A 26,649-nucleotide genomic window follows, 5' to 3' on the forward strand; every position below is an offset into this window, starting at 1 on the left:
GCCAGGGGCCGCTGCGCCGGCCTATCGGGATTCCAGCCCCAGGTGCCCGCGCAGCGTGCGGTGCTGGTACTCGGTGCGGAACAAACCCCGGCGTTGCAACACCGGAATCACTTGTTCGACGAAATCGTCGATGCCTCCGGGCAGGGAAGGCGGCATCAGATTGAAGCCGTCGGCGCCTTCGTTGCGGTACCAGTGTTCCATCCTGTCGGCGATCTGTTCGGGCGTGCCCACCATGGTGCAGTGGCCGCCGCCGGCCGCCAACCTTCCGAGCAACTGGCGCACGGTGGGCTTTTCGGTTTCGATGATGCGCAGGATGGTGGCGTAGCGGCCCTTGGGGCCGGTGAATTCGGCCAGGGGCGGCAGGGTGGGGACGGGCGCGTCCAATTCCCAGGCGGAGCAATCCTGCAGCACGAACATGCCCAGCTGGCGCAGCGATGCGTCGCTGGGCAGCAGCGTGTCCAGTTCGCGCTGCTTGGCCCGGGCTTCGGCCTCGGTCGAGCCCACGTAGGTGACCAGACCCGGCATGATGGGCACGAAATCCGGGCGTCCGGCGGCCAGCACGCGCCGCTTGATGTCGCGGTAGTAGGCCTGCGCCGCGGGCAGGTCGTAGGCGACGGCGTAGATCGCTTCGGCGCGCCGCGCGGCCAGATCGCGGCCCTGGTCCGAGGCGCCGGCCTGGAACAACACCGGGCGGCCTTGCGGGGGACGCGGCACCGTCAGGGGGCCATCGACCAGGAAATGCTCGCCATGATGGCCGATCTTGTGTACGCGCGCAGGCACGCCATAGTCGCCGGCGCGATCGATGGCCAGGGCATCCGCGTCCCAAGAGTCAAACAGCTTCAATGCGACGTCGACGAACTCCTCGGCGCGCGCATAGCGCCAGTCGTGCCCCGGCATGGACTCGTAGCCGTGGTTGCGCGCTTCGGCGTCGAACATGGACGTGACCACGTTCCAGCCCATGCGACCGCCCGAAATATGGTCCAGCGAGGCCACCATGCGGGCTGCGTGAAAGGGCGTGAAGAAGGTGCTGGAGACCGTGCTGATCAGGCCGATGCGGGAGGTGGCGCGCGCAATCGCGGCCATGGCGGTCAGCGGTTCCAGGTGCCAGCGCGGGCCGTCGCCGATGTTGTCGACCGATTGTCCGTCGGCAAAGAAAATGGCGTCCAGCTTGCCGCGTTCGGCGGTGCGCGCCAGTTCCTCGTAATAGGCGATGTCGCCCAGCCGCTCGGCGGCCGAATCCGGATGGCGCCAGGCGGCGCGATGGTGGCCGCAGCCGAAGATGAACAGGTTCAGATGCAGCATGGCGATCCGGCCCGGGCAGGGGCGGTAAAAGGCGCGATAGGCATGGTCAGGCTCTACGATTGCGGCGGCGGACAGGAAAACTGCCGCCGCACGCGGGCGAACTTAGCACAAAAGCCGTGGGCGGTCGTCCGTGCCTGGCGCGTTGACATTGCCGTGCCGCTCTCCTAATCTTGCGGCAATTCCTGGGGGAGCCCTGCAAGGGCTGAGATTCCGCGGCATCGCGGTAACCCTTTGAACCTGATCCGGGTAATGCCGGCGAAGGGAAGGACATCGCGCAGTCCGCGCGCCCTCCCTAGACTTTCATTCATCTTGCGGCCTGCGCACCAGCGTGGCGGGGCCGCCGCGTTGCGCGTCCGGCTGTCCGCCGGCAGCGGGAGGACCGATACCCATGTTGACCCAATCAACCGCCCTGATGTGGCTGCTGCTGTTTTCGGGCGGCTTTGCCGTGGCCAGCGTGCTGTACACCCGCCGCAAGCGCGGCACGCTGGAAGACTACATCGTCGCCCGCAACAGCCAGGGCGCCTTCGGCACCATCCTGACGCTGATGGCCTCGACCCTGGGCGCCTGGATCCTGTTCTCGCCGGCGCAGGCGGCGACCTGGGGCGGCCTGGCTGCGGTCATCGGCTACGCGCTGGGATCGATGTCGCCGCGCCTGGTCATGATTCCGCTGGGACGGCGCATGCGCGAACTGATCCCCCACGGCCACACCCTGACGGAATTCCTGATGGCGCGCTACGGCCGGCCCATGTACGGCCTGGCGCTGTTCATCATGCTGTTCTATCTCTTCATTGCGCTGTCGGCCGAAGTCACGGCGATCGCCAAGCTGGTCACCATGCTGGCCCCCGTGCCGCTATGGGCCACCGCCGCCATCGTGATGGGCACCACCTTGCTCTACACCACCTACGGCGGCCTGCGCTCGTCCATCTTCACGGACCAGGTGCAGATGATGGTGATCGTGCCCCTGCTGGTGATCCTGTGCCTGGTCGGCTGGCAAGCCGCGGGCGGGGCCATGCCCACCATCGAAGCGCTACAGGCCAAGGCGCCGCAGTTGCTGGACCTGACCGATCCGGTGGGCATCAAGGCGGGGCTGACCTTCTTCGTCGCCATCCTGCTGACCGGGATATTCCACCAAGGCAACTGGCAGCGCATCTATGCCGCCCGCGACGCGCGCTCCATGCGCAACGGTTTCCTGCTGGGCGGCCTGCTGGTCGCGCCCTTCATCTTCCTCATGGGATTGTTCGGCCTGGCCTTCGTCGGCCTGGCGCCGCAGGGAGACAGCTCCATCGCGCTCTTCAGCGTCATCATGCCGCATGCCCCCGCATGGTTCGTGATCGCGCTGATTCCATTGGGGCTGTCGCTGGTCATGAGCACCGCCGACACGGCGATCAGCGCCGTCTCCAGCATCATCGCGGTCGACATGCGCCGCCTGATGCCCAACGCCAGCTCCATGACCATGAAGCGGCTGGCGCGCTGGCTGGTGCTGTTGATGGCCATTCCGGTCATGATCGTGGCCTCGCAAGGCTACAGCGTGCTGTACCTGTTCCTGCTGGCCGACCTGCTGTGCTCCGCAGCCGCCTTCCCGGTCTTCTACGGATTGTTCAGCCGCAAGCACGACGGCCTCACCGCCACCGTCGCCACCATCTCCGGCTTGGCGGCCGGCCTGTTCTACTTCCCGGCGCCGGGCGACAAGCCCTCGTTCCTGCTGGAGTCCTTCCTGCTGGCGGCGGTGGTGCCGGTGGTGACGACCGTGCTGATGCGCTGCCTGTTGCGCGGCCGCAAGGAGTTCGATTTTTCGACGCTGAGCGCGGCGGTGCGCCGGCTGGATCGGGATCCCGTCTAGGCGCCCGCTTTGCAGCGCGGCGCTTTTCAGCGAGCGCCGCGCTGCGTTCATGGCGCGCGCAGCGCCTTCTTGTCCACCTTGTTGGCGCCCGTGTAGGGCAGGGCGTCGAGTATGCAGATGACCGCCGGCACCTTGTAGCGCGCCAGATTCGATTGGCAGTGCGCGATCAGCCCGGCTTCGTCGATTGCCGCGCCCGGCCGCAGGACGACGAAGGCGCGGATGACCTCGCCGCGGTAGCTGTCGGGCCAGCCCACCGCCGCGGCTTCGGCCACGTCGGGATGCAGGTATAGCACTTCGTCGACCTCGCGCGGGTAGACGTTGTAGCCGCCGGAAATCACCAGATCCTTCTTGCGGTCCCGGATGTACAGGAATCCGTCCTCCGCGAACTCGCCGATGTCGCCCGTGTACAGCCAGCCGTCGCGCAGGGTTTCAGCGGTAGCGTCGGGCCTGGCCAGATAGCCTTGCATGATCTGCGGCCCCCGCGCGCGGATTTCGCCGCGCTGGCCGGGCGCCAGCACGACCGAGCCTGTTTCCAGGTCGACCACCTGCACCTCGGTGCGCGCGACGGGCGTGCCAACCGAGCCATGGCGGGTTCCGGCCGGGCCGTTGTAAGTCAGGATGGGGCCGGCCTCGGTCTGGCCATAGCCTTCGTAGATCGGCGCGCCTACCGCAGCTTCCCAGCGCCGGTGCACCTCTTCGGCCAGCGGCGCGGAACCGGAATAGCAGGCCCGCACGCTGGACCAGTCGGTGCCGCCAAAGCGCGGATGCGACAGCAGGCCGGTATAGATCGTGGGGCTGCCCGGAAACAGCGTGATACGCTCGCGCTCCACCGCGTCGCAGACGTCGTCGGGCCGGTAGCGCGGCAGCACCACCAGCGTGGCCGCCGCGCTGGCGGCCAGGAACAGGCCCATGGCCATGCCATAGGAATGGAATAGCGGCATGGCGCAAAGCACGCTGTCGGCGCCGTAGCGGGTGGGCAGCGCCAGTTCCCGCTGCCACACATTGGTGGCGATGGCGTCGCGTCCGAGGATCACGCCCTTGGGATGTCCGGTCGTGCCGCCGGTGTATTGCAGCAGGGCGGGCGCCTGGGCCTCGGCATCGTCCAGCGGCGCATCGTCCATGCCAGGCTCCAGCCACGCACGGGCTTCGTCTTCCGCGACCAAGCGGATGCCCAGCGCCGCAGCCAGCGGCGCCGCAACGGAGATGGACGCGGCATCGGCAATCAGCAGCGCGGGCTGCGCGTCGCGCAGGATGAATTCCAGTTCGCGCGCCGTATAGAGCGGATTGAGCGGCACATGCTGGTTACCGGAGCACTGCAACGCCAGCGTCACCACACAGGCCAGGTCCGAATTGCCCAGCAGGGTTGCGATCCGCGCGCCGGACACCGTACATGCTTGCAGACGGCGGGCCGTCGCCCAGACTTCGGCGGCGTAGCGCCGGTAATCGACGCGCCGCGCGCCGCAGACCAAGGCCGTGCGTTCGGGCCAGTCGCGCACCGCGCGGGCCAGCAGCGCGGGAATGCGCAGGACGCCTTCGAGGCTGGATTGGCTCATCGTGCAGCTCCGCCAGCGTCCACGCGCAGGACCACTGCCATTGCACTGTCGCCGGCCGCGCAGCCCGTGAAGAGCCCCAGTCCGCCGCCGCGCTCGGCCAGTTCCTCGATAAGCTCGATGACGGACCGCAGGCCGGTCGGGCTTTGGGGATGGCCCCACACCAGCGAGCAGCCATAGTTGTTCATGGCCATGACGTCTAACCCCGTGGCGCGCGCCAGCGCGATGTCGGAGACCACGAAGGGATTGTGCGTCTTCACCGCATGCAGGTCGGCCGCGGCCAGGCCGGCGCGTTGCAGCGCATGGCCGGCGGCTTCGATGGGCGCCTGCGGCATGTAGCCCTTTTCGGTGCGCGACTGGCCGAAGCCCAGTATCTCGATGCCGATTTCAGGACGTTGCGACAACTCACGCGCACGTTCGGCGGTTGCCAGAATCATGCCGGCGTTGCCGTCGGCCGGATGCGTCTGCCCGCCATAGGTGATGGTGCCGCCGGGCAGCACGGGCGTCAGCCGCGCCAGACCCTCCGCCGTCGTCGCGTGGATGCCTTCATCGCCTTCCAGCACCGATGCGGTCTTGGCGTAGCGCGCGTCGGGCACCTGGAAGGGCAGCGTCATGTAGCGCTGCTGGAACCGGCGGCCGTCGGCGCAGGCCTGCGCATATTGCTCGTAACGGCGCAGCGTGACCGCATTCTGCTCGTCCGTGGAAATGCCGTGGCGCTCGGCCACGCGCTCCCCGGTCTGCAGCATGGACAGGCCGCTCCAGGGATCGTGGGAAAAATTGTCCAGCACCCAGTTTTCATGCGCGCCGGAGCCACCCGGGCCGGCGGGATCGGGATGGTAGAGCTGCGGTCCGTTGGACACGCGGTCGGCCATGAGGACCAGCGAGGTCTCGGCGTTGCCGAGCATGAGTTCGGCCGCGGCCGTGGCCAGGCCCCGCGCCGAGGTGGCGCAAGCCTGCGAAACCACCGGCCCCGCCAGATGGGGCGCGCCGAGCATGCCGGCCACCCAGGGCAAACCGTAGAACGAGCCCTGCTGCGGCACCGAGCAGCCCAGCACCGCGCTCTGCAGCGCCGCGGGCGCGATGCCGCGGCGTTCCAGTTCGCGGCTCGCGGTCCAGGCCGCGAAACGCAGGCTGTGCAGGCGCGACAGGCTGCCCTGCCAGCGCGAGAAAGGCGTGCTCCAATACGCGCCATAAGGAATGTGTACGCCGGTCATGCGGACTCCTGCTGCAAATGGGCGGCTTACGGCAGGAACTGCCAGGCGCCCGAACGGGCCTGCATCAGCACGACGCCGCGCTCGTCCAGGCCGTTGTGGTTGGTGGGCGACATCATGTAGATGCCCTGTGTGCCGACGGTGCCCTGCAGGCTTTCCAGGGCGTCGCGCAGCGCCTGGCGGAAGGCCGGGGTGCCAGGCTGGGTGCCCGCCGGAATCTTGGCCACGGCCGCGTCCAGCAGCAGATAGGCGTCGTAGGTATATGGCGCGAAGGCGTTGCGAGAGTCGGCGCCGTAGGTCGATTCATACTGCTGGGCGTAACGCGTGGCGACCGGCTTGATCGGGCTGTCCGCGGGCAGCTGTTCCACCACCTGCACGGGCCCGCTGGGCACGATCACGCCATCGACTCCCTTGCCGCCGAGCTTCAGGAAATCCTTGTTGATCACACCATGCGTGTTGTACTGAACGCCCTGATAGCCGCGTTCGCGCAACGACAGATGGGGCAGGGCGCCCGGCGTGCCCGAGCCACCTACCAGCACCGCGCCCGGATTGAGGGCGACGATCTTCAGCACCTGCGCCGTGACCGAGTTGTCGGTGCGCGCATAGCGTTCGTTGCTGAGCACCTTGATGCCGCGCTTGGCGGCCGATTCCTGCAAGGCGCGGTAGACAGCGTCGCCCCAGGCGTCCGAAAACCCGATGTAGGCCACGCTCTTCACGCCGCGCTTGACCATGTCGGCGGTCAGCGAGTCCACCATGAGGTCTATGCCGTGGGCCACCACGAAGATCCATTCGGCGCGGTCCGGGCTGACCGCGATGGGCGCCAGCGAGAGTTGCGGCGTGCGGGCTTCGCGGGCGACTTCCGTGACCGCCATCGAGGTTGGCACGTTGCTCGGGCCGATGATGGCGTCCACCTTGTTTTCGGTGATCAGCTTGCGGGCGGTCCTCACCGCGGACGACGGATCGGTCGCATCGTCCAGCGCGATGTATTCCACCGGCTGGCCGCCCAGCGTCTTGGGCAGGAGCGGCACGGTGCTGCGGTACAGCGAACCCATGGAGGCTCCGGGTCCGGTGCTGCTGGCGATCACGCCAATGCGGATGTCGGCGGACGCGGCGGCAGGCGCCAGGGCGCAGGCCAGCGCCAGCGCGGCAAGACGATGAAACATGGCTATTCCCCTTTTTTGAATATCGCCCGACTAGCGGGATGCCCCCAGTATGGGCGTGTCGGCGATAACTGGATAATTGCGGTTCCTTATCAATCGATAACCAACTCACCGACCGCATTCCATGCCGGACATCCCCACTCTGCAGCAGCTGCGATCGCGCCTGCGCATCCGCCACCTGGTCTTGTTGCACGAGCTGGGACGGGTCGGAAATCTGCACCGGGCAGCCGAAGCCATGCACCTTAGCCAGCCCGCGCTGAGCAAGCTCCTGGGCGAGGCCGAGGCGCTGGCAGGGCAGCCCTTGTTCGAGCGTTCGCATCACGGCGTCGCGCCGACCGCGCTGGGCCTGCTGATGATCGATCGCGCGCGTCTGCTGCTGAATGAGCTGGACGCCACGCACGCCGAACTCGCGGCGGCCGCCAACGGCGCGACCGGCAAAGTCCGGGCAGGCATTTTTCCGGTGGTCGCGCACCTGCTGGTGCCGCTTGCGGTGCAAGGCCTGCAAGAAAGCCATCCAGCTCTGCGCATAGAGCTGTCCGAGGGCCTGGAAAAGCAGTTGCTGCCCGCCTTGCGTGCGGGCGAGCTGGACTGCGTCGTGGGACGGCTGGGGGTGGAGGGTGCGGACGCGGATCTGCAATGCGAGATCCTTTACGACGAGGCTACCGCAGTCGTCTGCGGCCCCGCCCATCCGCTGGCCTCGCGCAGCCGCCTGAGCGGCGCCGCGCTGGACAACTGCCGCTGGGTGCTGCCGTCGCGCAACGCCGCGCTCTACAGCATGGTCGCCGCCGCCGTCTCGGCGCGCGGCGCGGGCTTTCCGCAGGTAGCCATCGAATCCAGCGCCATTCTGACCATCGTCTCGTTGTTGCAGCGGACCTCGCTGCTGTCGGCCATCCCGCTGCGTGTGGCGCGCTCTCTGGCGGCAAACGGGCAACTGGCCATCCTGCCGCTGGCCTTGCAGGCGCGGCTGCATCCCGTGGGCATCATGACGCGGCGAGATGCGCGCGCCGCGGCTGCGGCATCGTTGTTCCTGGATGCGCTGCGAGTCGCTGCGACGACGGTGCGCGCCGACGCAAGCGTTTGAATGCCGGCAGTCAATAAATAAAATATAAACAAGTAATCATATTTGTTTATATTTTGAAATATTTCAGGAGTTTAACTATATTGCGACAGCGGCCTTTTCTTGATTTCAGCCGTGCGATTTTCAAATGATTGCGATGCAAATGCACGGGGACGGAATTCAGAATGAAGCCGTGGGCACAAGACCTTCTATTGGCGACTAATAGCGCAACCACTGAGCAAGCTGTTTTCACGAAGGTGGCAGCCGCTGCATTGGATTTGGGGTTTACTTATTGCGGGTATGCAGTGGGGACGGCCTTGCCGTTTACCAACCCTCAGGTCGTCATGATCAGCAATTATCCGACTGTGTGGCAGGAGCGCTACGCACAGGCGCGTTACGTGGAAGTCGACCCTACCGTAAAACACTGCAGCCAGTCTGCGCTGCCTATCGTCTGGTCGGAGAGGGTATTTGCCGAAACGCCAGAGCTTTGGGACGAGGCGCAGGCAGCCGGGCTTTGTGTGGGATGGGCCCAGTCGAACCTGGACGCGTACGGAACCGGCGGAATGCTGACGCTGGCCAGGCAGAAGGAGCAACTCTCCGATGAGGAACTGCTCAGCAAGGAATTGCGCATGCGATGGCTGGTGACCGTTGCGCACCTGGCGCTCAGCAGGGTCTTGCTGCCGCGATTTAAATTAACGCCAGATACTCCGCTGACGCGTCGCGAGACCGAAATTCTAAAATGGGCGGCGGACGGCAAGACCAGCAGCGACGTGTCCGAAATACTGGCGATTGCCGAGTCGACGGTCAGATTCCATACGAAAAACGCCATTTCCAAGCTCGGCGCCCGGAATCGGACTGCAGCCGTCGCTCGCGCCGCGTTGCTCGGACTTCTACGATAAGTGGGCGGCGCCTTGGCAGCCAGTCGATTTCCGCACGTTGCGGGATCGAGATTCGGCAGATGCCGGAACCCGGCGCATAAAGCAAGACAGGGCACTACATCGTTAAATGTAGTGCCCTGTCTTGGCGGGAATTTTGGTGGAGCGGAGGAGGATCGAACTCCCGACCTTCGCATTGCGAACGCGACGCTCTCCCAGCTGAGCTACCGCCCCAATGAAGCAAGACCAAGACTATACAGGAATGTTCTTGGCCTGCGCAATATGCCGCCGAACAAAAAATCAGGCGAATGCCAAGGTCGCAACGACCGGGGCGTGATCGGACGGTTGTTCGTTGCGGCGCGGCTCCTTGTCGATGACGCAGGCGGTGCAGCGCTTGACCAGCGGCGCGGACAGAAGGACATGATCGATGCGCAGGCCGGCATTGCGGCGGAACGCGAACTGGCGGTAGTCCCACCAGCTGAAGGATTTCTCCGGTTGCTCGAAAAGGCGGAAGGAATCCGCCAGTCCCAGGTCGAGCAGGGCGCCGAAAGCCTTGCGCTCCGGCTCGGACACCAGCACCTGACCTTCCCATTTTTCGGGGTTGTGCACGTCTTCGTCGGCCGGCGCGACGTTGTAGTCGCCCAGCACGGCCAGCCGCGGATACTGCTTGATCTCGTCGGCCAGCCAGGCTCGCATGGCTTCGAACCAGTTCAGCTTGTAGGCGTACTTGTCCGAACCCACCGACTGGCCATTGGGGCAGTAGGCGCAGACCACGCGCACATCGCCTTCAGGGCTGGGGAAAGTCAGCGCCAGGACGCGCTGCTGCGGATCTTCATACCCGGGAATGTTGCGCACCATCGACGTGCCGGGCACGCGCGAAATGATGGCGACGCCGTTATAGGTTTTCTGGCCCGCCCAGACGGCGTGGTAGCCGGCTTCGGTGAAGGCGGCCTCGGGGAACTTGTCGTCCGTGAGCTTGAGTTCCTGGATACACAGCACGTCGACGGGATTGGCTGCCAGCCAGTCCAGCACCTGCGGCAGGCGCACATTCAGGGAGTTCACGTTCCAGGTGGCTAATTTCATGGTTTTTGTAGACCGTTCATTCATGCGGCTTGCGGCGGCGTCGCCTGCCACGGTCCCGGTTCCAGTTAATCATCTGGCCATACATCCGGGGGGTGGTCGGCGGTCGCCGGGGACAGACGCAGATGATACCGTGGCCGCGCCGCTCGAGCCGGCGGGCTGTCCATTCTGAAGTTGACGTAGAGGCTTTCGAGGCTTCGTGCCGCAAGCAATCTGGAGCAGATTTGAAGCCCTGTAAAAAGCGCCAGGTTAGGGCGAAAACGAGGGCGCGGCGATAGACATTCGATTTTTCATTAATGATAATTGTTCGCAATATATTGAATTATTACAAGTCACCATAAATCTTTGCGCGGAGGCGCTTCAATGTCCATGGGTACGCAGGGAGTGGGGCTTGGAGACATATTCATTGCGCATCGGGCGCAGCTTCGTCGCATCGCGCAAAGAATCGTGGGCACACCGGAGATCGCGGACGAAGTCACGCAAGACGCCTACCTGAAACTCATGGAAGGGGCATGCGCGCGCGATGTCAGCAAACCTTATAGCTATTGTTGCCAAGTGGTCCGCAATCTGGCGTTGGACCACTGCCGCCGTCAGGCCGTCGAATCTACGTATCGCATCTATACCGACGACGGGGAATTGCCGCAGGTCGCCGGCGGCTGCGTGCCGGACCGGCGCTTCCAGGAGCGGCAGGTGATCGACGCCATTGACCAGATCCTGGGCACCTTGCCGCCCAGGACGCGGCGCGCCTTCGAACTCTACAGGCTCGGTGGTTTGACGCAGCGGGAGGTTGCGCGGCAAATGGGCTGCTCAGCCACGCTTGTGAACTTCATGCTCCGGGATGCCACCGAAGCCGTCGCCAGCTGCCGCGATTTGCTGGAGGCCTGAGCCCGCAGGCATCAGGCTGCGCAGTTGCCCCTTGGGCCAGGTGGGCGCAGGCATGCGGTTTGGACAGCGTGTCGTCCCTCAGAGAGGTTATCGTGGATAACCTTTTCCTTTACCATAGCGCCAACCAGCCTTTTAGCCCCCAAGGTAGCCTATGGGCGATGACATCAATTCGAAGCAAGACCCGGTCTGGGATGTTGCCTGGTCCTGGGTGCTGCGCCAGCACGAGCACGATAGTTTCGATGCAACCGACGAAGCCGAGCTGGTGCAATGGCTCGCCGCCGATGCGGCACATCGCCAGGCCTACGACAAGGCTGGCCGCCTGTGGTTGATGGCGGGTCTGGTTCCTTCCGCGAACGATATCGATGTTCCGGGCGCCGAGGACCTCGGCGGCAAGGCCTAGTTTTCAGGCCTGTTCTCGCCACGTCTGCCTCCATTGACGCCATGCCGCCATGCGCGGCTTGCATCTCCTGCCGCGCAGCAAACTCGATCAGCGTGGCATCCGCAAGGATGCGTTTGCATGTGTCCGCGCGCAACCAACGTGTGTAGAGAAGTTCGCTCTTGTCCGCTCCGGGAGGACGTCGCGGGTAAACAAACCGAACAGCTGACTCGTCTTTGCTTGCGGTGACCCGCAAGTCGGCATTGGGCCGGCGCAGCGAGGGTCACCTCCTTCAATGCGCGAGGCAGCCCATGTCGACCAGTTGTTTTGACCGCGAGGACGAGACTTTCATCGTTCTCGTCAATCACGAAGAACAGTATTCGATCTGGCCTCACTGGAAGGCCGTACCCGGCGGCTGGCGCGCCGTCGACGGCGTCAAGGGAGACAAGAAAGCCGTTCTCGACTATGTCGAGAAGACCTGGACCGACATGCGGCCTCTGTCGCTGCGCCGATGGATGGACGAACAATCCGCGGTCGCGGTTCAATCCAGCGCCACGGCGGCCTGATGTCCAGCGCCACGCATACGCCATCCATCAATCTGCTCGTCTTGCCCTGCGCGGGCGCGAGCGCAACCATGTATCTGCGGTGGCGCCGCCACTTGCCGGCATGGATCGGCATCGTTCCGGTGGAGCTGCCCGGGCGCGGAATTCGGCTGGACGAGCCGTACGTCGAAGATTTTGCGCAACTCGTCGAGCGGATCTGCGATGAACACGCCGCGGCGATGCAAGGCCGCTATGCATTGTTTGGCCACAGCATGGGAGCCTTGCTGGCCCATGCCGTGGCTCAGCGTCGGCATGCGCTGGCCCTGCCTCTGCCCCAGGCTGTATTCGTGTCGGCCAGCCCGGCGCCGTCGCGCCGGGATCCGGATCGCTTTGCCGACCTGGACAATGACGCCGCCTTGATGGCGGATCTGCGCAAACAGGGTGGCACGCCGCAAGCCGTATTCGACAGCGTCGAATTGCTGCGCCTGACCCTGGATGCGCTGGCTGCCGACTACCGCGTTTGCGGAAGCTTCCGCTATCGCCTGTCCGAGCCGCTACCGGTGCCGGTGCATGCCTTTGCCGGAAGACTGGACGACATCGACGCGGAGCGTATCGAGGCCTGGCGACGTGAGACCCGTCATGACTACACGCTCGACTGGTTCGATGGCGGACATTTCTTCATCCGCCAGCACGAGCAGCAAGTGCTGGCGGCCATTACGCGCGAGTTGGCTCGCCAATGTTCCGGAGCAGGCCATGCAGCCGCGGCAACTGCCTGATCCGCTGCCGGCGGGCATCCAGGTGTTCCAGCTTGCGGTCGATCTGGCCGCACCCGTGGCGGAAAGCGACCTGGCTTTGCTCAGCAGTGAAGAGACCGCGCGCGCGCAGCGCTTCCATCGGCACGGCGACAAGGTCCGCTTCGTCAGCGCGCGGGCGGCATTGCGCAGACTGCTGGGCGCGCGCCTGGATTGCCGCCCGGAACGCCTGAGGTTCGCGGCCAACAAGCATGGCAAGCCGCGTCTGGACGTAGCGTGCTCCGCCGATCCCGCTCCGTACTTCAACGTTTCCCATGCCGGAGACTACGCCTTGATTGCCTTATCGGACAGCGTTCCGGTCGGTGTCGATATCGAACGCCGCGATCCGAATTGCGATTTCGCGGGCCTGTCCCGGTTGGTGTTGTCGATGCAGGAATGTGAGCTGCCCGCAGCGCGGCGGCTCGATTTTTTCGATTGCTGGACCGCCAAGGAAGCCGTGCTGAAAGCTCTGGGCCTGGGCGTGTCGGAGCACTTGCAGCGCTTGTCGGTACTGGCGCCCGATCCGGGTGAGGGTAGCCGCTATGTGTTGCGTCGTGTGGATCTGCAAGGGCCGTGCGTGGATGTTCTGCGTCTCGGCGCTCCGTCCGGCTATGCCGCCGCCTTGGCCTGGCAGCCCGACGCCAAGGGAGGATTGCGATGAATGATCTGGTGACTCGATTTGAACGCCGGGCTCCGCCTGGATCCGATCTGCCTGCACTGATTACGCCCGCCCGCGCGGGCGAGCCCTTGCTGGATGCCTTGCCGCGCTTGCGCGCCGAGATCGAGGCTAAGGTGGCGACCGTCGGCGGGGTATTGCTGCGCGGCTTCGACGTACCTTCCGTGGAGGGCTTCCGGGAGTTCGCCGCCCGCTTCGGGCATCCGCTGTTGAGCTACGAGTTCGGCTCCACGCCGCGAACGGCCGTGGGCGGCGGGGTCTACACCGCGACCGAGTATCCGGCCCACCAGTCCATTCCACTGCACAACGAACAGGCCTACACGCGCCAGTGGCCGATGAAAGCCTGGTTTCATTGCGTGATGCCCGCGCTGGAGGGCGGCGAGACGCCGATCGCCGACAGCCGTGCGATCTACCGGCGCATGCCCGCTGCGATCCGCGACCGCTTCGCGCCCGGCGTCATCTATGTGCGCAACTATGGCGACTTCGATGTGCCCTGGCAGGCGGTGTTCAACACAGAGAACCGCGGCGAGGTCGAAGCCTTCTGCCGCAACAACGGCATCCACTGGGAATGGAAGTCCGATGGAGATCTGCGCACGACCCAGCGGTGCCAGGCCATCGAGACGCATCCAGTGACTGGCGAGGTGGTCTGGTTCAACCAGGCCCATCTATTCCATGTTTCCAACCTGCATCCCGAGGTGCGCGACTCTCTGGTTGAGCTGTTGGGCGTGGACAACCTGCCGCGCAACACCCTTTTCGCGGACGGCTCGCAGATGCCGGACGCAGTGCTCGACGAAGTGCGGGCCGTGCTGGACGCCGAGACCGTTTCCTTCAAGTGGGAGCAGGGCGACGTCACGATGCTGGACAACATGCTGGTCGCCCACGCGCGCTCGCCCTTCAAGGGACTGCGCAAGGTGGTGGTGGCCATGGCCGAACCGCACGGCAATCTGGGCAAGTTCTGAACGCCTCGCCGAACAAGGGAATCCTCATGACGAAGCTGGCCATGCCGCAAGAGAGTTTTTTACACCCCGAGAATTTTGTCGACGGCCTGCGCCTACTCGCTGCCGACCGTCCCGAGGACATCGCGCTGACAGTGGTCGCGGATCGGGAAGGCGAGCTCGTCGAGACCGCCTTGACCTATGGCGCGTTCGCCCAGCGTGTGTTGGCGCTTGCTGCGGTTTTGCAAGTGCGCTATCGCAAGGGCGACCGCGCGCTGATCCTGCTCGACAACGATGAGCACTATGCGGTCAGCATGTTTGCCTGCTTCCATGCCGGCGTGATTGCGGTGCCGGCATTCCCCCCCGAATCCGCGCGTCCGCAACATCTGGCGCGGCTTAGAGGTATAGCCGAGGACGCCCAGGCGCGGGGTGTGCTGACCTCCGGCGCGCTATGCGCACTGGTCGAGGAGGCGGCGCGCCAGTTCGGCATGCTGGATATCGTGGCCGTGGACGAGGTCGACCTGGCGGCTGCGAGCCTCTGGCACCCGCAGCGGCCGGACGGCGCGGACGTCGCCTTTCTGCAGTACACCTCCGGATCCACCTCCGCGCCCAAGGGCGTGATGGTCACGCACGCCAACCTGATGGCCAATGAGCGTGCCATCCGCGTAGGGCTTTCGATCGGTCCCGAGGACAAGTTCGGCGTGTGGTCGCCCTTGTTCCATGACATGGGCCTGATCGGCGGACTGTTGCAGCCCTTCTACAGCGGCATCCCCTGCGTGCTGTCATCGCCGCGCTTCTTCCTGGAGCGCCCGGTGCGATGGCTCGAGACGATCTCGCGTCATCGGATAACGATTAGCGGCGGTCCGGATTTTGCCTACCGCTTGTGCCTGGATCGAATCAAGGAAGGCCGCGCGGAGGGCCTGGATCTGTCGAGCTGGCGCGTGGCCTACACCGGCGCCGAGCCTGTGCGGCACGACACGATGGAAGCGTTTGTCGAACGGTTCGCGTCGGTGGGATTCAGCGCCGGCGCCGTTTACCCCTGCTATGGCCTGGCCGAGGCGACGTTGTTCGTCACCGGCGGGCGCAGGGGGAGCGGCATGGCGGTGGGCCGCTATGACTGCGAAGCGCTTGCAATGCGGCAGGCGATAGCGCGAGTCGATGGCGCCGTGCTGGTCGGATGCGGCGGCGTGGCGTCGGAGCATGAATTGCGGATTTCCGATCCGGTGTCCGGCGCGGCCGCGCCTGAGGGTGTCATCGGCGAAATCTGGGCTGGCGGGCCCAGCATCGCAGCGGGCTATTGGAACAAGCCACGCGAAAGTGCCGAGACTTTCGTCGAGTGCGACGGACGCCGCTGGTTGCGCACTGGTGACCTGGGCTTTTTGCAGGATGGTCAGCTCTTTGTTGCTGGCCGGCTCAAGGACATGATCATCGTGCGCGGGCACAATCTGTACCCGCAGGACATCGAACGCGTGGTGGAAGAGCAGGTCGAGGCCGTACGCAAAGGCCGGGTGGCGGCCTTCGCGGTGGAACTCGACGGACAGGAAGGTATAGGCGTCGCGGCCGAGGTGTCGCGTGGTCTGCAAAAGCTCGTGCCGCCGCAGGCGCTGGTCGATGCCCTGGGCGCGGCCGTGAGCGAGCAATGCGGAGAGGCGCCGAGAGTGGTTGTGTTGCTGCAGCCCGGAGCGTTACCCAAGACTTCCAGCGGCAAGCTGCAGCGCGCCGCTTGCCGCAAAGGATGGGCCGAGCGCACGCTCGATGCCTACGCGCTGTACGAGAGCGGGCGTTTCGTGGCGGGCGTGAACATTGGCGCGGCGGCTGTGGATGGCATAAATGCCCACGCAGAGGATCAGATCCAGGCGTTGGCGAACGTTTGGCGCGAGGTTCTTGGACACGAAGAGGCACGGCGGTACGGCAGTGAAGCGCACTTCTTCACGCTGGGCGGGAATTCCCTGGCCGCGATACAGTTGGCTGCACGCATCTCTCAAATCTGGGAGACAGACTTCCCGGTACGCCAGGTGTTCGAATCGCCGAGGCTGAGCGAGCAGGCTTTGGCCTTGAAGACCTGCCTGCGAGTCGGATCGCGCACGCGTTTGGCCTGCATCCCCGTGCTGTCTGCGGAACGGCGCTCCAAGCCCCTGCCTTTGTCGCCCGCCCAGCAGCGGCAGTGGTTCCTGTGGCGGCTGGATCCGCACAGCACCGCATATCATGTTCAGGGCGCGCTGCGTATCGCGGGCGCGCTGGATGTCGAGGTCTTGCGTGCGGCCGTAGCTGGTTTGACCACGCGTCACGAGGCGCTGCGCACCCTGTTCCGCGCGCGGCCGGATGGCGAGGTGGAGCAGATGGTCCTCCCTGGGGGCGGCCTGGAACTCCAGGTAGTTGACCTGCGCACCGTGGCGCGCGCCGAGCGTGATGCGCAGGCTGGGAAATCGCTGCGCGCATTTCTGGCGCCGCCCTTCGATCTGACGGTCGGCCCCTTGGCGCGGGCGGCGCTGATACGACTCGACGATCAGAGCCATATCCTGACGCTGGCAATGCACCACATCATTGCCGATGGCGCTTCGATGCAGGTCTTGGTTGACGACCTGGCTGCGCTGTATGCGGCAGGGCCCGCGGCCGACGAGGCGCCGCCTGCCTGCCCAATCCAATATGCTGACTATGCCAGTTGGCAGCGCGACGCCGCCGTGCGGGATGCTCAGGAGCGCCAGTTGGCGTATTGGGTGGAGCAGCTAGGCATGCCCCCGGGCGAGCCACAGCCCAGCCTGGCGCTGCCTGTCGATCATCCCCGTCTGCCGGTTGCTCAATACCGGGCGGGATTGCATAACTTCGAACTCCCGGTTGAGCTGCTGGCTGCCCTGCGTCGCCAGGCCGAAGCCCACGGCGCGACCTTGTTCATGGTGTTGTTGGCCGCCTTGCAGGCGTTGCTGTACCGCCATACCGGGCAACGGGACGTCCGCGTCGGTGTGCCTGTCGCCAACCGCCCGCGAGCGGAACTGCAGGGCGTGGTGGGCATTTTCGTCAATACGTTGGTACTGAAGAGCAGTATCGAGACTCGTCAGAGCCTGGAGCAGGTGCTGGCTCAGGTCCGGGAGCGCGTGCTGGGCGCGCAGGCAAATCAAGAGGCGCCGGTCGACCAGGTCGTCGAGGCGCTGCGGCCAGTGCGCAGTGCAGGCGCCGCGCCGCTTTTCGACGTGATGTTCAACCATTTGCGGCGAGACTACTCGCTACTTCAACAGCGGCTGGGCTGCCGAGTGTCTGAAGAGCCCGCGGGTAATGAGCATGCGCAGTTCGAGCTGGCCGTAGACACGGTGGAAGATGTTGACGGGCGCTTGGTCGTGAACTTCCGTTATGCGGCTGAGCTGTTTGATGCTGCGACCATGGCACGGCTGGGTGGGCACTATGTTGCGATGCTCGAGGCGCTGGCCGGCGCGCCACGCCAGGCGGTGGGCGAAGTCGAGTTGTTGAGCGGCGCGGAGAGGAACAAGCTGAGGGCCTGGGGCGAGAATCCGCTCCGGCCTTCCAAGATGGAGCCGGTGCACCGGCAGATCGAGCAACAGGCGGGGGCCCGTCCGCGGGCCGTGGCGCTATGGTTCGGCGAGGAGAGCGTGAGCTACGAGGAGCTCAACCGCCGCTCCAACCGCCTGGCGCACCGGCTGATCGGCCTCGGGGTCAAGCCGGAGACGAGAGTCGGCATTGCCATGGAACGTTCCATCGAGATGGTGACGGGGTTGCTGGCGATCCTGAAGGCGGGGGGAGCCTACGTGCCGCTGGAACCGGAACTTCCCGGCGAGCGGCTGGCGTACATGGTGGAGGACAGCGGCATCGAGCTGCTGCTTATGCAGAGCCGGGTCCGGGGCCGGCTCTGCGTGGACAAGAGGCTGCGGTTGCTGGAGGTCGATGCGCTGGATCTCGACGGCGAGCGGGAAGACGATCCCGGCGTGGTCGTACACGGAGAGAACCTGGCGTACGTGATCTATACCTCGGGTTCCACGGGCAGGCCCAAGGGAGCGGCTATCCGCCACCGGTCGCTGGCGATCTGCATGAATTGGATGCAGCAGACCTATGGCCTGACCTCCGAGGATGCTGTGCTGCACAAGGCGCCGTTTGGGTTCGATGTATCTGTCTGGGAGATCTTCTGGCCGCTGACGGCCGGGATACGGCTGGTGCTGGCCGCGCCGGGCGATCACCGTGATCCCGAGCGGATCACGGCACTGATCCGTCGGCATCAGATCACGACGCTGAACTTCGTGCCGGCGATGCTGCAGGCCTTTCTGGCGCATGAAGGCATCGAGACGCAGACGCGGCTGCGGTACGTGATGTGCGGCGGCGAGGCCATTTCCGCGGCCATTCAAGGCGAGGCACTGCGCCGGCTTAGGGGGGTGAGCCTGCAGAATCTTTACGGCCCGACCGAGACGACCATCCACGTGACGCAGTGGACGTGCCGGGACGACGGTCAAAGCCGGGTGCCGATTGGGCGGCCGATCGCCCAAACCAGGTCCTACGTATTGGATGCATCGCTGAATCTGGTTCCGCAAGGGGTGGAAGGCGAGTTGTACATCGGTGGCGATCTACTGGGCCGTGGCTATCTGAGTCGACCGGGTTTGAGTTCGGAGCGTTATGTGGCGGACCCGTTCGACGAGGCGGGCGGCCGGCTGTACCGCACGGGAGACCTGGCGCGGTGGAATGGGGAGGGGCAGCTGGAGTTCCTGGGCCGGACGGACCATCAGGTGAAGATCCGCGGCTTGCGGATCGAGCTGGGGGAGGTGGAGGCCCGGTTGCTGGCCCAGCCTGAGATTCGCGAGGCGGTAGTAGTGGACAAGGGCGCCCGATTGGTCGCTTACGTGTCCCTGGCGACCGAAAAGATGCTTGATGTGCGCGAACTGCGCGCTCGGCTTGCCCGGGCGCTGCCGGATTACATGGTGCCTGGCGTGATCATTTCAATGGAATCCTTGCCCCTCAACGCCAACGGCAAGGTGGATCGCCGCGCGCTGCCGGAACCCGAAACGCCGACCCTCCCGATGTTCGAGATGCCTGTGGGTGAGGTGGAGACCGTGTTGGCACAGCTCTGGACCGAGGCGCTGGGCGTCGAGCGTGTTGACCGTAATGACAACTTCTTCGAATTGGGCGGGCATTCGCTCATTGCGGTCCGGATGGCGGCGGTTCTGGCGAATCGCTATGCATGCGACGTCCCGGTGCGCATGTTCTTCGAAGCGCCGACCCTGCGCGACTTTGCGTTGCGCCTTTCTGAGGAACGGATGCCCGACGCAGGCTCGCGTCAGGACCGACTTGCGCTGATGCACAACCTGATGAGCGAATTCGAGGTCTGAAACGATGGAACTGGACGAAAAAAGCCTAGCCCGCCGCTTTATGGCGCTGTCCCCGGAAGCGCGGCGGGGATTTCTGACGAAACTTGGAGAAGCGGGTCTGAGTTACGTCGATTTGCCCATTGTTCCGGTGAATCGTAGCGAGGCGCCGCCGATCTCTTATGCGCAGAGAGGCCTTTGGTTGACCTGGCAGCTTGATCCGTCCAGCCCAGCCTACAACATGCCGGGGTTCCTGCGCTTCAGGGGCGCGTTGGCCAAGGATGCAATGCTTGCCGCGATGCGAGATCTGGCGCGACGACATGAAACTCTGCGCACAATCTTTCGTGTCGGCATCGACGGTGAACCCGCCCAGGTGATTCTGCCGTCGGAAGCCGTTCAGGTGAATGTGGCGGATCTCCGCGCGGAGCCTGAAGACAGGCGCGTGCGGACGCTGAATTCACAGCAACAGGCTCTGGTTCGTCAGCCATTCAAGCTCGATGCCGAACCGCCGGTGCGGGCCACGTTATGGGAGGTCAGCGAAGATGAGCATGTGCTGGGCATCGTATTGCACCACATAGCGGGGGATGGCGCGTCCGTGCGAATACTGCTGGACGAACTCCTGATTCTGTATCGAAATGCTTGCGGCGCACACTCGCAAGAGCTGGATGCTCTGCCAGTGCAGTTTGCCGACTATGCCGTCTGGCAGCGGAATTGGTTCGATGCCGGCGAGCGCGACCGCCAGTTGGAGTACTGGCGGTCGCGGCTGGGTATCGAGCATCCGCCCATCGAGTTGCCTATGTTGCGACCGAGAGGCGGCGTTATCGAATCAAAGGAAAATCACTACGAGTTCCAGCTGCCGCGTGAATTGAGCGAGCGCATTCGCGTTCTGGCACGGTCTCACCGAGCCTCGCTGTATATGGTGATGCTGGCGTTGTTGAAACTGACGCTCCATCGTTTCAGCGGTGCGCAGGATGTACGTGTCGGCGCCCCGGTCGCCAACCGCAGGAAGGCCGAAACACAGGGGCTGGTCGGCTACTTTCTCAACTTGCTGGTCATGCGCACCCGGGTGGATCCGGCGAGCAGCTTTGTAGATATTCTCGGTCGGGTTCGTGAGACAGTGCTGGATGCACACGCCCATCAGGATTTGCCCTTCGACCTGCTGGTCGATGCGCTTCGACCGGAACGGGACGCCGGGGTACATCCGTTTTTCCAGGTCAAATGTACTCAGCAGGAGCATGTCCCGGAAATCAGAATCGCGGGCGATCTGGAGGTGGAGTTCGTTCCCGTATCCAGTGGCCAGGCTCATTTTGACTTGAGTCTGGATTTTACTGATCGCGATGACGGCATACGTTGCGACTTGATCTATTCGGAAGCGCTGTTTGACGAGGCAATCGTTCATGCGTTCGCCGCCACCCTGGAGAGCTTCGCGGCGCAGGCAGTCGACTTTCCACACAGGATGGTGGCGGATCTTTCCTTGCCGCTTCCCGTTTCCGACGCCGCGGGCGCGCAACGCGAATTCGGCGCGCCAAGTGTGGTCCGGATGTGGAAACTGGCCGCCGAGGCGGGTTCGGCGAAGTTTGCGGTAAGAGACGAAGATCAGTGCTTGACTTACGCCGAACTGGACCGACAGTCCGGCCGTCTGGCGCAGACGCTGATCGCACGAGGGGTCGGTTGCGACGTCCGCGTGGGCGTATACGCGGAACGATCGTGCCGGTTCGTTGTTGGTTTATTGGCCGTGTTGAAGGCGGGCGGCGCCTATGTCCCTCTCGATCCCTCCTTGCCGCCAGATCGGTTGGCCTTCCAGTTGCGGGATAGCGGTGCCGCGCTGTTGCTGAGCAGCGGAAGACCGGCCTGGCAGCCGGATATTCCCGTTTTTTCGCTTGAACTTGCTTTCGCACCGGAACAGAATCCTGTTCGAGTTGTGCCGTCGATACATCCCTCGCAGGCCGCCTACGTCATCTACACATCCGGTTCCACCGGGAATCCGAAGGGGGTGGTGATCAGTCACGGCGCATTGGCCAACTATGTGCAGGCCTTGCTGGAGCGCCTCGATCTTCCCGAAAGCGCGCGCAGCATGGCGATGGTTTCGACCGTCGCGGCCGACTTGGGGCACACGGTGCTGTTCGGCGCCCTGTGCTCCGGACGGGAATTGCATTTGATCTCCACGGAACGCGCCTTCGATCCGGATGCCTTCGCCGAGTACATGAGCAGACATCAGGTAGATGTACTAAAGATCGCGCCCAGCCACCTTCAGGCTCTCCTGAATGCGGGTACGCCGGAAGAAGTGCTGCCGACGAGTCGGCTGGTGGTTGGAGGCGAGACGACACGGTGGTCGCTGCTGAAGCAGGTCGCGGACTTGAAACCGGGGTGCCAGGTACTCAATCACTACGGTCCGACCGAGACCACGGTGGGTATTCTTACGCAGGAAGCGCGTGTGGCGCTGCGCACGGCCAGCACCTTGCCCGTCGGGAAACCGCTAGCCAATGGCTATGCCTGCGTACTGGATGTGAACCTCAATCCGGTGCCGTTCGGGGTGGCCGGCGAATTGTATGTGGGCGGTCCGGGCGTGGCGCGCGGCTACCAGGGGCGTGCCGCACAAACAGCCGAACGCTTCGTCGCTAGTCCATCCAAGACAGGCGAGCGCCTCTATCGCACGGGAGACCGGGTGAGGATGCTGGAGGACGGCAATCTCGAATACCTGGGCCGGGCGGACGACCAGGTGAAAGTGCGCGGCTATCGGGTGGAGCTGCGGGAGATTGCCCAGGCGTTGCTCGGAATGACCGGCGTCATGGCGGCCGAAGTCATCATCCGCGAGGACGAGGATCGACAAACTCAAATCCACGCATATGTCGTGCCCCAGACTGGGGAGAAGCTCGCGGCGGAGGACTTGAGAGAAAGGCTCGCTCGAAAGCTGCCAGATTACATGATGCCCAGCGCGATCATGCAACTGGACGTCTTGCCGCTGACGGCTAACGGCAAGGTCGACCGCAAGGCGTTGCCGCTGCCCGAGGAGCGCGCGGCGGGGCGTTACGAGGCGCCCCAAGGCGAAGTGGAACAGGCGCTGGCCGACGTATGGAAGCAAGTACTTCGAGTAGATCAGGTCGGCCGGCATGACAATTTTTTCGAACTTGGCGGTGACTCGATCCTCACCCTTCAAATCATCGCGCGGGCTCGCAAGCAGGGACTGCGCTTCACGCCAAAAGAACTGATGGAGCGTCAGACCGTCGCCGCAGTCGCGGCGGTCGCTACCCAGGAAGCTGCGCCGATGGCGACCGCCGCAGCGGCCGCGGCGTCGTCCGAGGCAGGCATGCGGTTTGCGCCGATACCCGTGCAGGCTTGGTTTTTTGAACAGAAGTTCGAGGACGTTTACCACTGGAACCAGTCGCTGCTCCTCAGCGCTACCGAGGTGATTGAACCGGCACAGGTGCGGCGGGCTGTCGAAGCCCTCGTCGTGCATCACGAGGCTTTGCGTCTGACTTTCGAACGTGGCGCCGACCACCGCTGGTCGCTGTGCAGTTTGCCGCCAGGGCATCCAGTCTTCGAGGAGATCGATCTCGCCGCAGAGGGCGATATCGCTGTGGCCATCGAGAATGCTGCCGATCGCGCTCAGCGCAGTCTGAGCCTGCAACGGCCATTTAAAGCGGTGTGGATGAATCTGGGCGGCGGGCGTGCCGGCCGCTTGCTGCTGGTCGCCCATCACCTCGTCGTCGACGGTGTTTCGTGGCGTGTGATTCTTGATGACCTTCAGGCCGTGTGCGGGCAGATTCGAGAGGGACGTACGCCGGATCTTCCCCCTGTGACCACGTCATTGCGGGATTGGTCCACAGCGCTGGCACGCTATGCCGATAGCGCCAAGCTGCGCGACGAACTGACCTATTGGGAGAGCGTCGTTGGGGGAGCGGAACAGCCGCTGCCCGGTGTCGCGGACGGCAGCAACACGGTGGCCGACGCGCGCACGCTCATTACCTCGCTGGGTGAGGCGCGCACGGAGCTGCTCCTGGCCGATGTGCCGCAAGCCTACCGCACGCGCATCGACGACGTCCTGCTGACAGCCCTGGCGCGCACCTTGTGCGCCTGGGATGGGCGCGAACATGTCTTGGTCGAACTCGAGGGCCATGGTCGGGAGGAGCAACTTTTCGATGGCGTGGACCTGAGCCGAACCGCGGGCTGGTTCACCACGCTGTATCCGGTACGTCTGGCGCCGGGAGATACGAGCCGGGAAGCGGATGGGAGCCCTGGCGGCAGCCTGAAAGCAATCAAGGAGCAGTTGCGGCAGGTGCCGAACAAGGGGATCGGCTACGGCGTGCTGCGCTACCTTGGAGACGAGGGGCGTGTGCTTGCCGATGGCGCCTATCCTCAGGTCACGTTCAACTATCTCGGTCGGATCGATCAGAGCTTCGGTGTTGACACGATATGGCGGCTGGCTCGCGAGAGCGCGGGACAGGAGCGTGCTCCCGGCAGCCGGCGCCGGACGTGGCTGAGCATCGACGCGGAGGTGCACCGCGGCGAGTTGCGCGTGCGCTGGACCTTTAGCACGGCGGTCCATGACGAGGCCACGATAAGGGACCTATCCCGACGGTTCCTGGATGAACTGGAAAACTTGATCGAGCACTGCCTGAACGGCGCGCAGGGTGTGACGCCGTCTGACTTCCCGCTGGCCGGGATCAGCCAGGATCGACTCGACGGATTGCGGCTGCCATGGGATCGCGTGGCTGACCTCTATCCACTGTCGCCGATGCAGGCCGGGATGTTGTTTCACAGCATTCTCGAGCCGGAAGGGACGGTGTACGTCAATCAGCTCCGGCTGGATCTGGAAGATCTTGATGCTGCCCGCTTCAAGGCGGCATGGAAGACGACGCTCGATCGACATGAAGTGTTGCGCACGGGCTTCATGCAGGGCGAAGCCTCGCTTCAATGGGTAGCTCGATCGGTTGAATTGCCACTTGTCGAATACGACTGGCGTGACCGAGTCGACCTCGACGCTGCGCTCGACGCATTGGCCCAGGCCGAGCATGAGCGGGGCTTCGACCTGGCCACGCCGCCGTTGTTGCGGTTGGTGCTGGTTCAGTGCGGCGCGGGTCGATATCACCTAATCTGGACGCGTCACCATCTGTTGCTGGACGGTTGGAGCACTGCGCGACTGCTGGCCGAAATCCTCACCCGCTATTCCGGGAAAAGCCCGCTTCCTTCGCGAGGACGCTACCGGGACTACATCGCCTGGTTGCTAGCCAGGGACGGCGCGGCTGCGGAAATGCACTGGCGGACACTATTGGCAGACTTCGATGGGCCGACGAGGATCGGCTCCGAGCCCAAACCGTCCGCAGACGGGCAGGGCCACCAGGAACACATTCAGGTGTTCGATGCCGCGGAGACGGCGCGCATGGCGGAGTTCGTCCGGGCTGAGCGGATAACCTTGAATACGCTGGTTCAGGCAGCGTGGGCGCTATTGCTGCGGTGCTACACCGGACAGGCAGGCGTGTGCTTCGGTGCGACCACGTCGGGTCGCCCGGCGGAGTTGCCCGATGCCGACGAGGTGTTGGGGGTGTTCATCAACACTCTGCCCGTCGTGGCGCGCCCTCGGCCGGAGCAGCGGATAGGTGATTGGCTGCGCATGCTGCAGGCGCAGAACATCGCATCACGTGAACACGAGCACACTCCGCTTTTCGAAATTCAGCGTTGGGCTGGCTCCAATGGGCAGGGATTGTTCGACAGCATCCTGGTGTTCGAGAACTATCCGGTTGACGGGGCGCTACGGCAGCCAGGCAATGGGGCGCCACGTGTCTCCATCGCTGGCAATTGGGAAGAGACCAACTACCCGATGACTTTGACCGTAACTGCGGAGGATGCGCTGACGATCGGCTATTTTTTCCAGGAAAAATGCTTCGCGGCGGAGCAGGTAGCGCTTCTGGCCGGCCATATGCGGAACTTGCTGATGTTCCTCACTGGGTCGACGCAGCGTTGCCTGGGAGAAGCTGATGCGGTGAGCGGGGCCGAGCGTCGGCAATTGAACGAGTGGGGCGTGAATGCTCACCGGTACCCGGATGCGGAGCCGGTACACCGGCTGATTGAGCGCCGCGTACGGGACTATCCACATGCGAGCGCACTATTGTTCGGCGATGAGTCGCTGACGTATGCGGAATTGAACTTTCAGGCCAACCGTCTGGCGCACCGCCTGATCAGGCTGGGGGTGGGGCCGGACGTGAGGGTTGGGATCGCGGTGGAGCGTTCCATCGAGATGGTGGTGGGGCTGCTGGCGATCTTGAAGGCTGGCGGCGCGTATGTACCGCTCGATCCCGGGTATCCCGTGGATCGGCTGGCCTACATGATGGAGGACAGCGAGATCCGGCTATTGCTGACGCAGCGCGAAGTGAGGGATCGGCTGCCGGCGCTGGACGGGCTCGAGGTTCTGGAGCTTGAAACGTTGGACGTGGCGGATGAATCTGGAAACGACCCAAGAGTCGATGTGCACGGCGAGAACCTGGCGTATGTGATCTATACCTCCGGATCCACAGGGCGGCCGAAAGGGGTTGGCATCCCTCATCACAGCTTGGTCGAGCATGCCCAAGTAGCGGTTGATTTTTTCGGTCTCACCAAAGCGGATCGGATGCTCCAGTTTGCGACCTTGAACTTCGACGGTTGCATCGAACAGCTGTTTCCACCCCTGATCCAGGGGGCTGCGGTGGTATTGCGCGGCCCTGCTTTGTGGGATAGCTCCACGTTCCATCAGGAACTGATGGCAAAGCAGATCAGTGTCGTGGATATCACGACGGCGTACTGGCTCTTGCTGGTACAGGACTTCGCCCGGCAAGGCGTCCGAGACTATGGTGCGTTGCGTCAGGTTCATGCCGGCGGCGAGGCCATGCCGCCGGAAGGCCTCAATGCCTGGCGTGCAGCCGGGCTGGAGCGCATCAGGTTGTTGAACACGTATGGACCGACAGAGGCGACCGTCACTGCCTCCACGCTGGACTGCCAGCCCTATGTGAATGCAAGCAAGCCGCTCCCGCTGCAAATGCCGATCGGCACGCCCTTGGCTGGCCGGGAACTCCGGGTTGTGGATGCCGATTTCAAC

Annotated in this window: 16 protein-coding genes, 1 tRNA gene and 1 riboswitch; of the genes, 11 read left to right on the forward strand and 6 right to left on the reverse strand. The window is 64.4% G+C overall.

The features are described 5' to 3' along the window. Positions 1-21: 21 nt before the first annotated feature. Positions 22-1,302 (reverse strand): LLM class flavin-dependent oxidoreductase, encoded by a 1,281-nt coding sequence (locus tag HV793_RS30850; protein ID WP_054456544.1) that lies wholly within the window; start codon positions 1,300-1,302, stop codon positions 22-24. A gap of 174 nt (positions 1,303-1,476) precedes the next feature. Next, positions 1,477-1,583: riboswitch (TPP riboswitch) on the forward strand. 107 nt (positions 1,584-1,690) lie between these two features. Here HV793_RS30850 and HV793_RS30855 point away from each other — a divergent pair. Continuing rightward, a complete protein-coding gene (locus tag HV793_RS30855; RefSeq protein WP_119449093.1) occupies positions 1,691-3,142 on the forward strand; it encodes a sodium:solute symporter family protein in 1,452 nt (483 codons plus the stop codon). 47 nt (positions 3,143-3,189) lie between these two features. Here HV793_RS30855 and HV793_RS30860 read toward each other — a convergent pair whose 3' ends face one another. The 3 genes from HV793_RS30860 to HV793_RS30870 are packed head-to-tail and all read right to left on the reverse strand — an operon-like array spanning position 3,190 to position 7,066. Continuing rightward, the gene (locus HV793_RS30860; protein WP_175214464.1) at positions 3,190-4,695 is read right to left on the reverse strand and encodes an AMP-binding protein; all 1,506 of its coding nucleotides are present in this window, start codon (positions 4,693-4,695) and stop codon (positions 3,190-3,192) included. Continuing rightward, positions 4,692-5,906 (reverse strand): thiolase family protein, encoded by a 1,215-nt coding sequence (locus tag HV793_RS30865; RefSeq protein WP_119449091.1) that lies wholly within the window; start codon positions 5,904-5,906, stop codon positions 4,692-4,694. Before HV793_RS30865 ends, HV793_RS30860 begins: the two co-directional genes overlap by 4 nt. A gap of 26 nt (positions 5,907-5,932) precedes the next feature. Continuing rightward, positions 5,933-7,066 (reverse strand): ABC transporter substrate-binding protein, encoded by a 1,134-nt coding sequence (locus tag HV793_RS30870; RefSeq protein ID WP_175162602.1) that lies wholly within the window; start codon positions 7,064-7,066, stop codon positions 5,933-5,935. Between the two features lie 121 nt (positions 7,067-7,187). Here HV793_RS30870 and HV793_RS30875 point away from each other — a divergent pair, with 121 nt between their 5' ends. After that, the gene (locus tag HV793_RS30875; RefSeq protein ID WP_119449089.1) at positions 7,188-8,144 is read left to right on the forward strand and encodes a LysR substrate-binding domain-containing protein; all 957 of its coding nucleotides are present in this window, start codon (positions 7,188-7,190) and stop codon (positions 8,142-8,144) included. Between the two features lie 161 nt (positions 8,145-8,305). After that, positions 8,306-9,019 (forward strand): autoinducer binding domain-containing protein, encoded by a 714-nt coding sequence (locus HV793_RS30880; protein ID WP_054456550.1) that lies wholly within the window; start codon positions 8,306-8,308, stop codon positions 9,017-9,019. A gap of 134 nt (positions 9,020-9,153) precedes the next feature. Here HV793_RS30880 and HV793_RS30885 read toward each other — a convergent pair. Further along, positions 9,154-9,229, reverse strand: a tRNA-Ala gene (locus HV793_RS30885). Positions 9,230-9,295: 66 nt separating this feature from the next. Then, complete coding sequence (xth, locus tag HV793_RS30890; RefSeq protein ID WP_175214465.1) at positions 9,296-10,078, reverse strand: exodeoxyribonuclease III; 783 nt, start codon at positions 10,076-10,078, stop codon at positions 9,296-9,298. 360 nt (positions 10,079-10,438) lie between these two features. Between xth and HV793_RS30895 the strand changes: the two genes are divergently transcribed. From HV793_RS30895 to HV793_RS30930, 8 genes are all read left to right on the forward strand, one after another. Then, positions 10,439-10,960, forward strand: coding sequence for a sigma-70 family RNA polymerase sigma factor (locus HV793_RS30895; protein WP_119449087.1), 522 nt, complete (start codon positions 10,439-10,441; stop codon positions 10,958-10,960). A 151-nt stretch (positions 10,961-11,111) separates the two neighbouring features. After that, a complete protein-coding gene (locus HV793_RS30900) occupies positions 11,112-11,360 on the forward strand; it encodes a FecR/PupR family sigma factor regulator (protein ID WP_175214466.1) in 249 nt (82 codons plus the stop codon). A gap of 287 nt (positions 11,361-11,647) precedes the next feature. Further along, positions 11,648-11,902, forward strand: coding sequence for an MbtH family protein (locus tag HV793_RS30905; protein ID WP_119449085.1), 255 nt, complete (start codon positions 11,648-11,650; stop codon positions 11,900-11,902). Beyond that, on the forward strand, positions 11,902-12,654 hold the full coding sequence (locus HV793_RS30910; RefSeq protein ID WP_175214467.1) for a thioesterase II family protein: 753 nt from the start codon (positions 11,902-11,904) through the stop codon (positions 12,652-12,654). The genes HV793_RS30905 and HV793_RS30910 overlap by 1 nt, the downstream gene beginning before the upstream one ends. Beyond that, positions 12,632-13,330: a 4'-phosphopantetheinyl transferase family protein gene (locus tag HV793_RS30915; protein WP_175214468.1), complete on the forward strand. Its 699-nt coding sequence runs from the start codon at positions 12,632-12,634 to the stop codon at positions 13,328-13,330. Before HV793_RS30910 ends, HV793_RS30915 begins: the two co-directional genes overlap by 23 nt. Next, positions 13,327-14,304, forward strand: a complete 978-nt coding sequence (locus HV793_RS30920; RefSeq protein ID WP_175214469.1) for a TauD/TfdA family dioxygenase — start codon at positions 13,327-13,329, stop codon at positions 14,302-14,304. The genes HV793_RS30915 and HV793_RS30920 overlap by 4 nt, the downstream gene beginning before the upstream one ends. Before the next feature lie 26 nt (positions 14,305-14,330). Then, positions 14,331-19,604, forward strand: a complete 5,274-nt coding sequence (locus tag HV793_RS30925) for a non-ribosomal peptide synthetase (protein ID WP_175214470.1) — start codon at positions 14,331-14,333, stop codon at positions 19,602-19,604. 4 nt (positions 19,605-19,608) lie between these two features. Next, positions 19,609-26,649, forward strand: a 7,041-nt coding sequence (locus HV793_RS30930; RefSeq protein WP_175214471.1) for a non-ribosomal peptide synthetase, incomplete at its 3' end; no start/stop codon positions are given.

This window comes from Achromobacter aegrifaciens, from assembly GCF_902859965.1.
Classification (GTDB): Bacteria; Pseudomonadota; Gammaproteobacteria; order Burkholderiales; family Burkholderiaceae_B; genus Achromobacter; species Achromobacter aegrifaciens.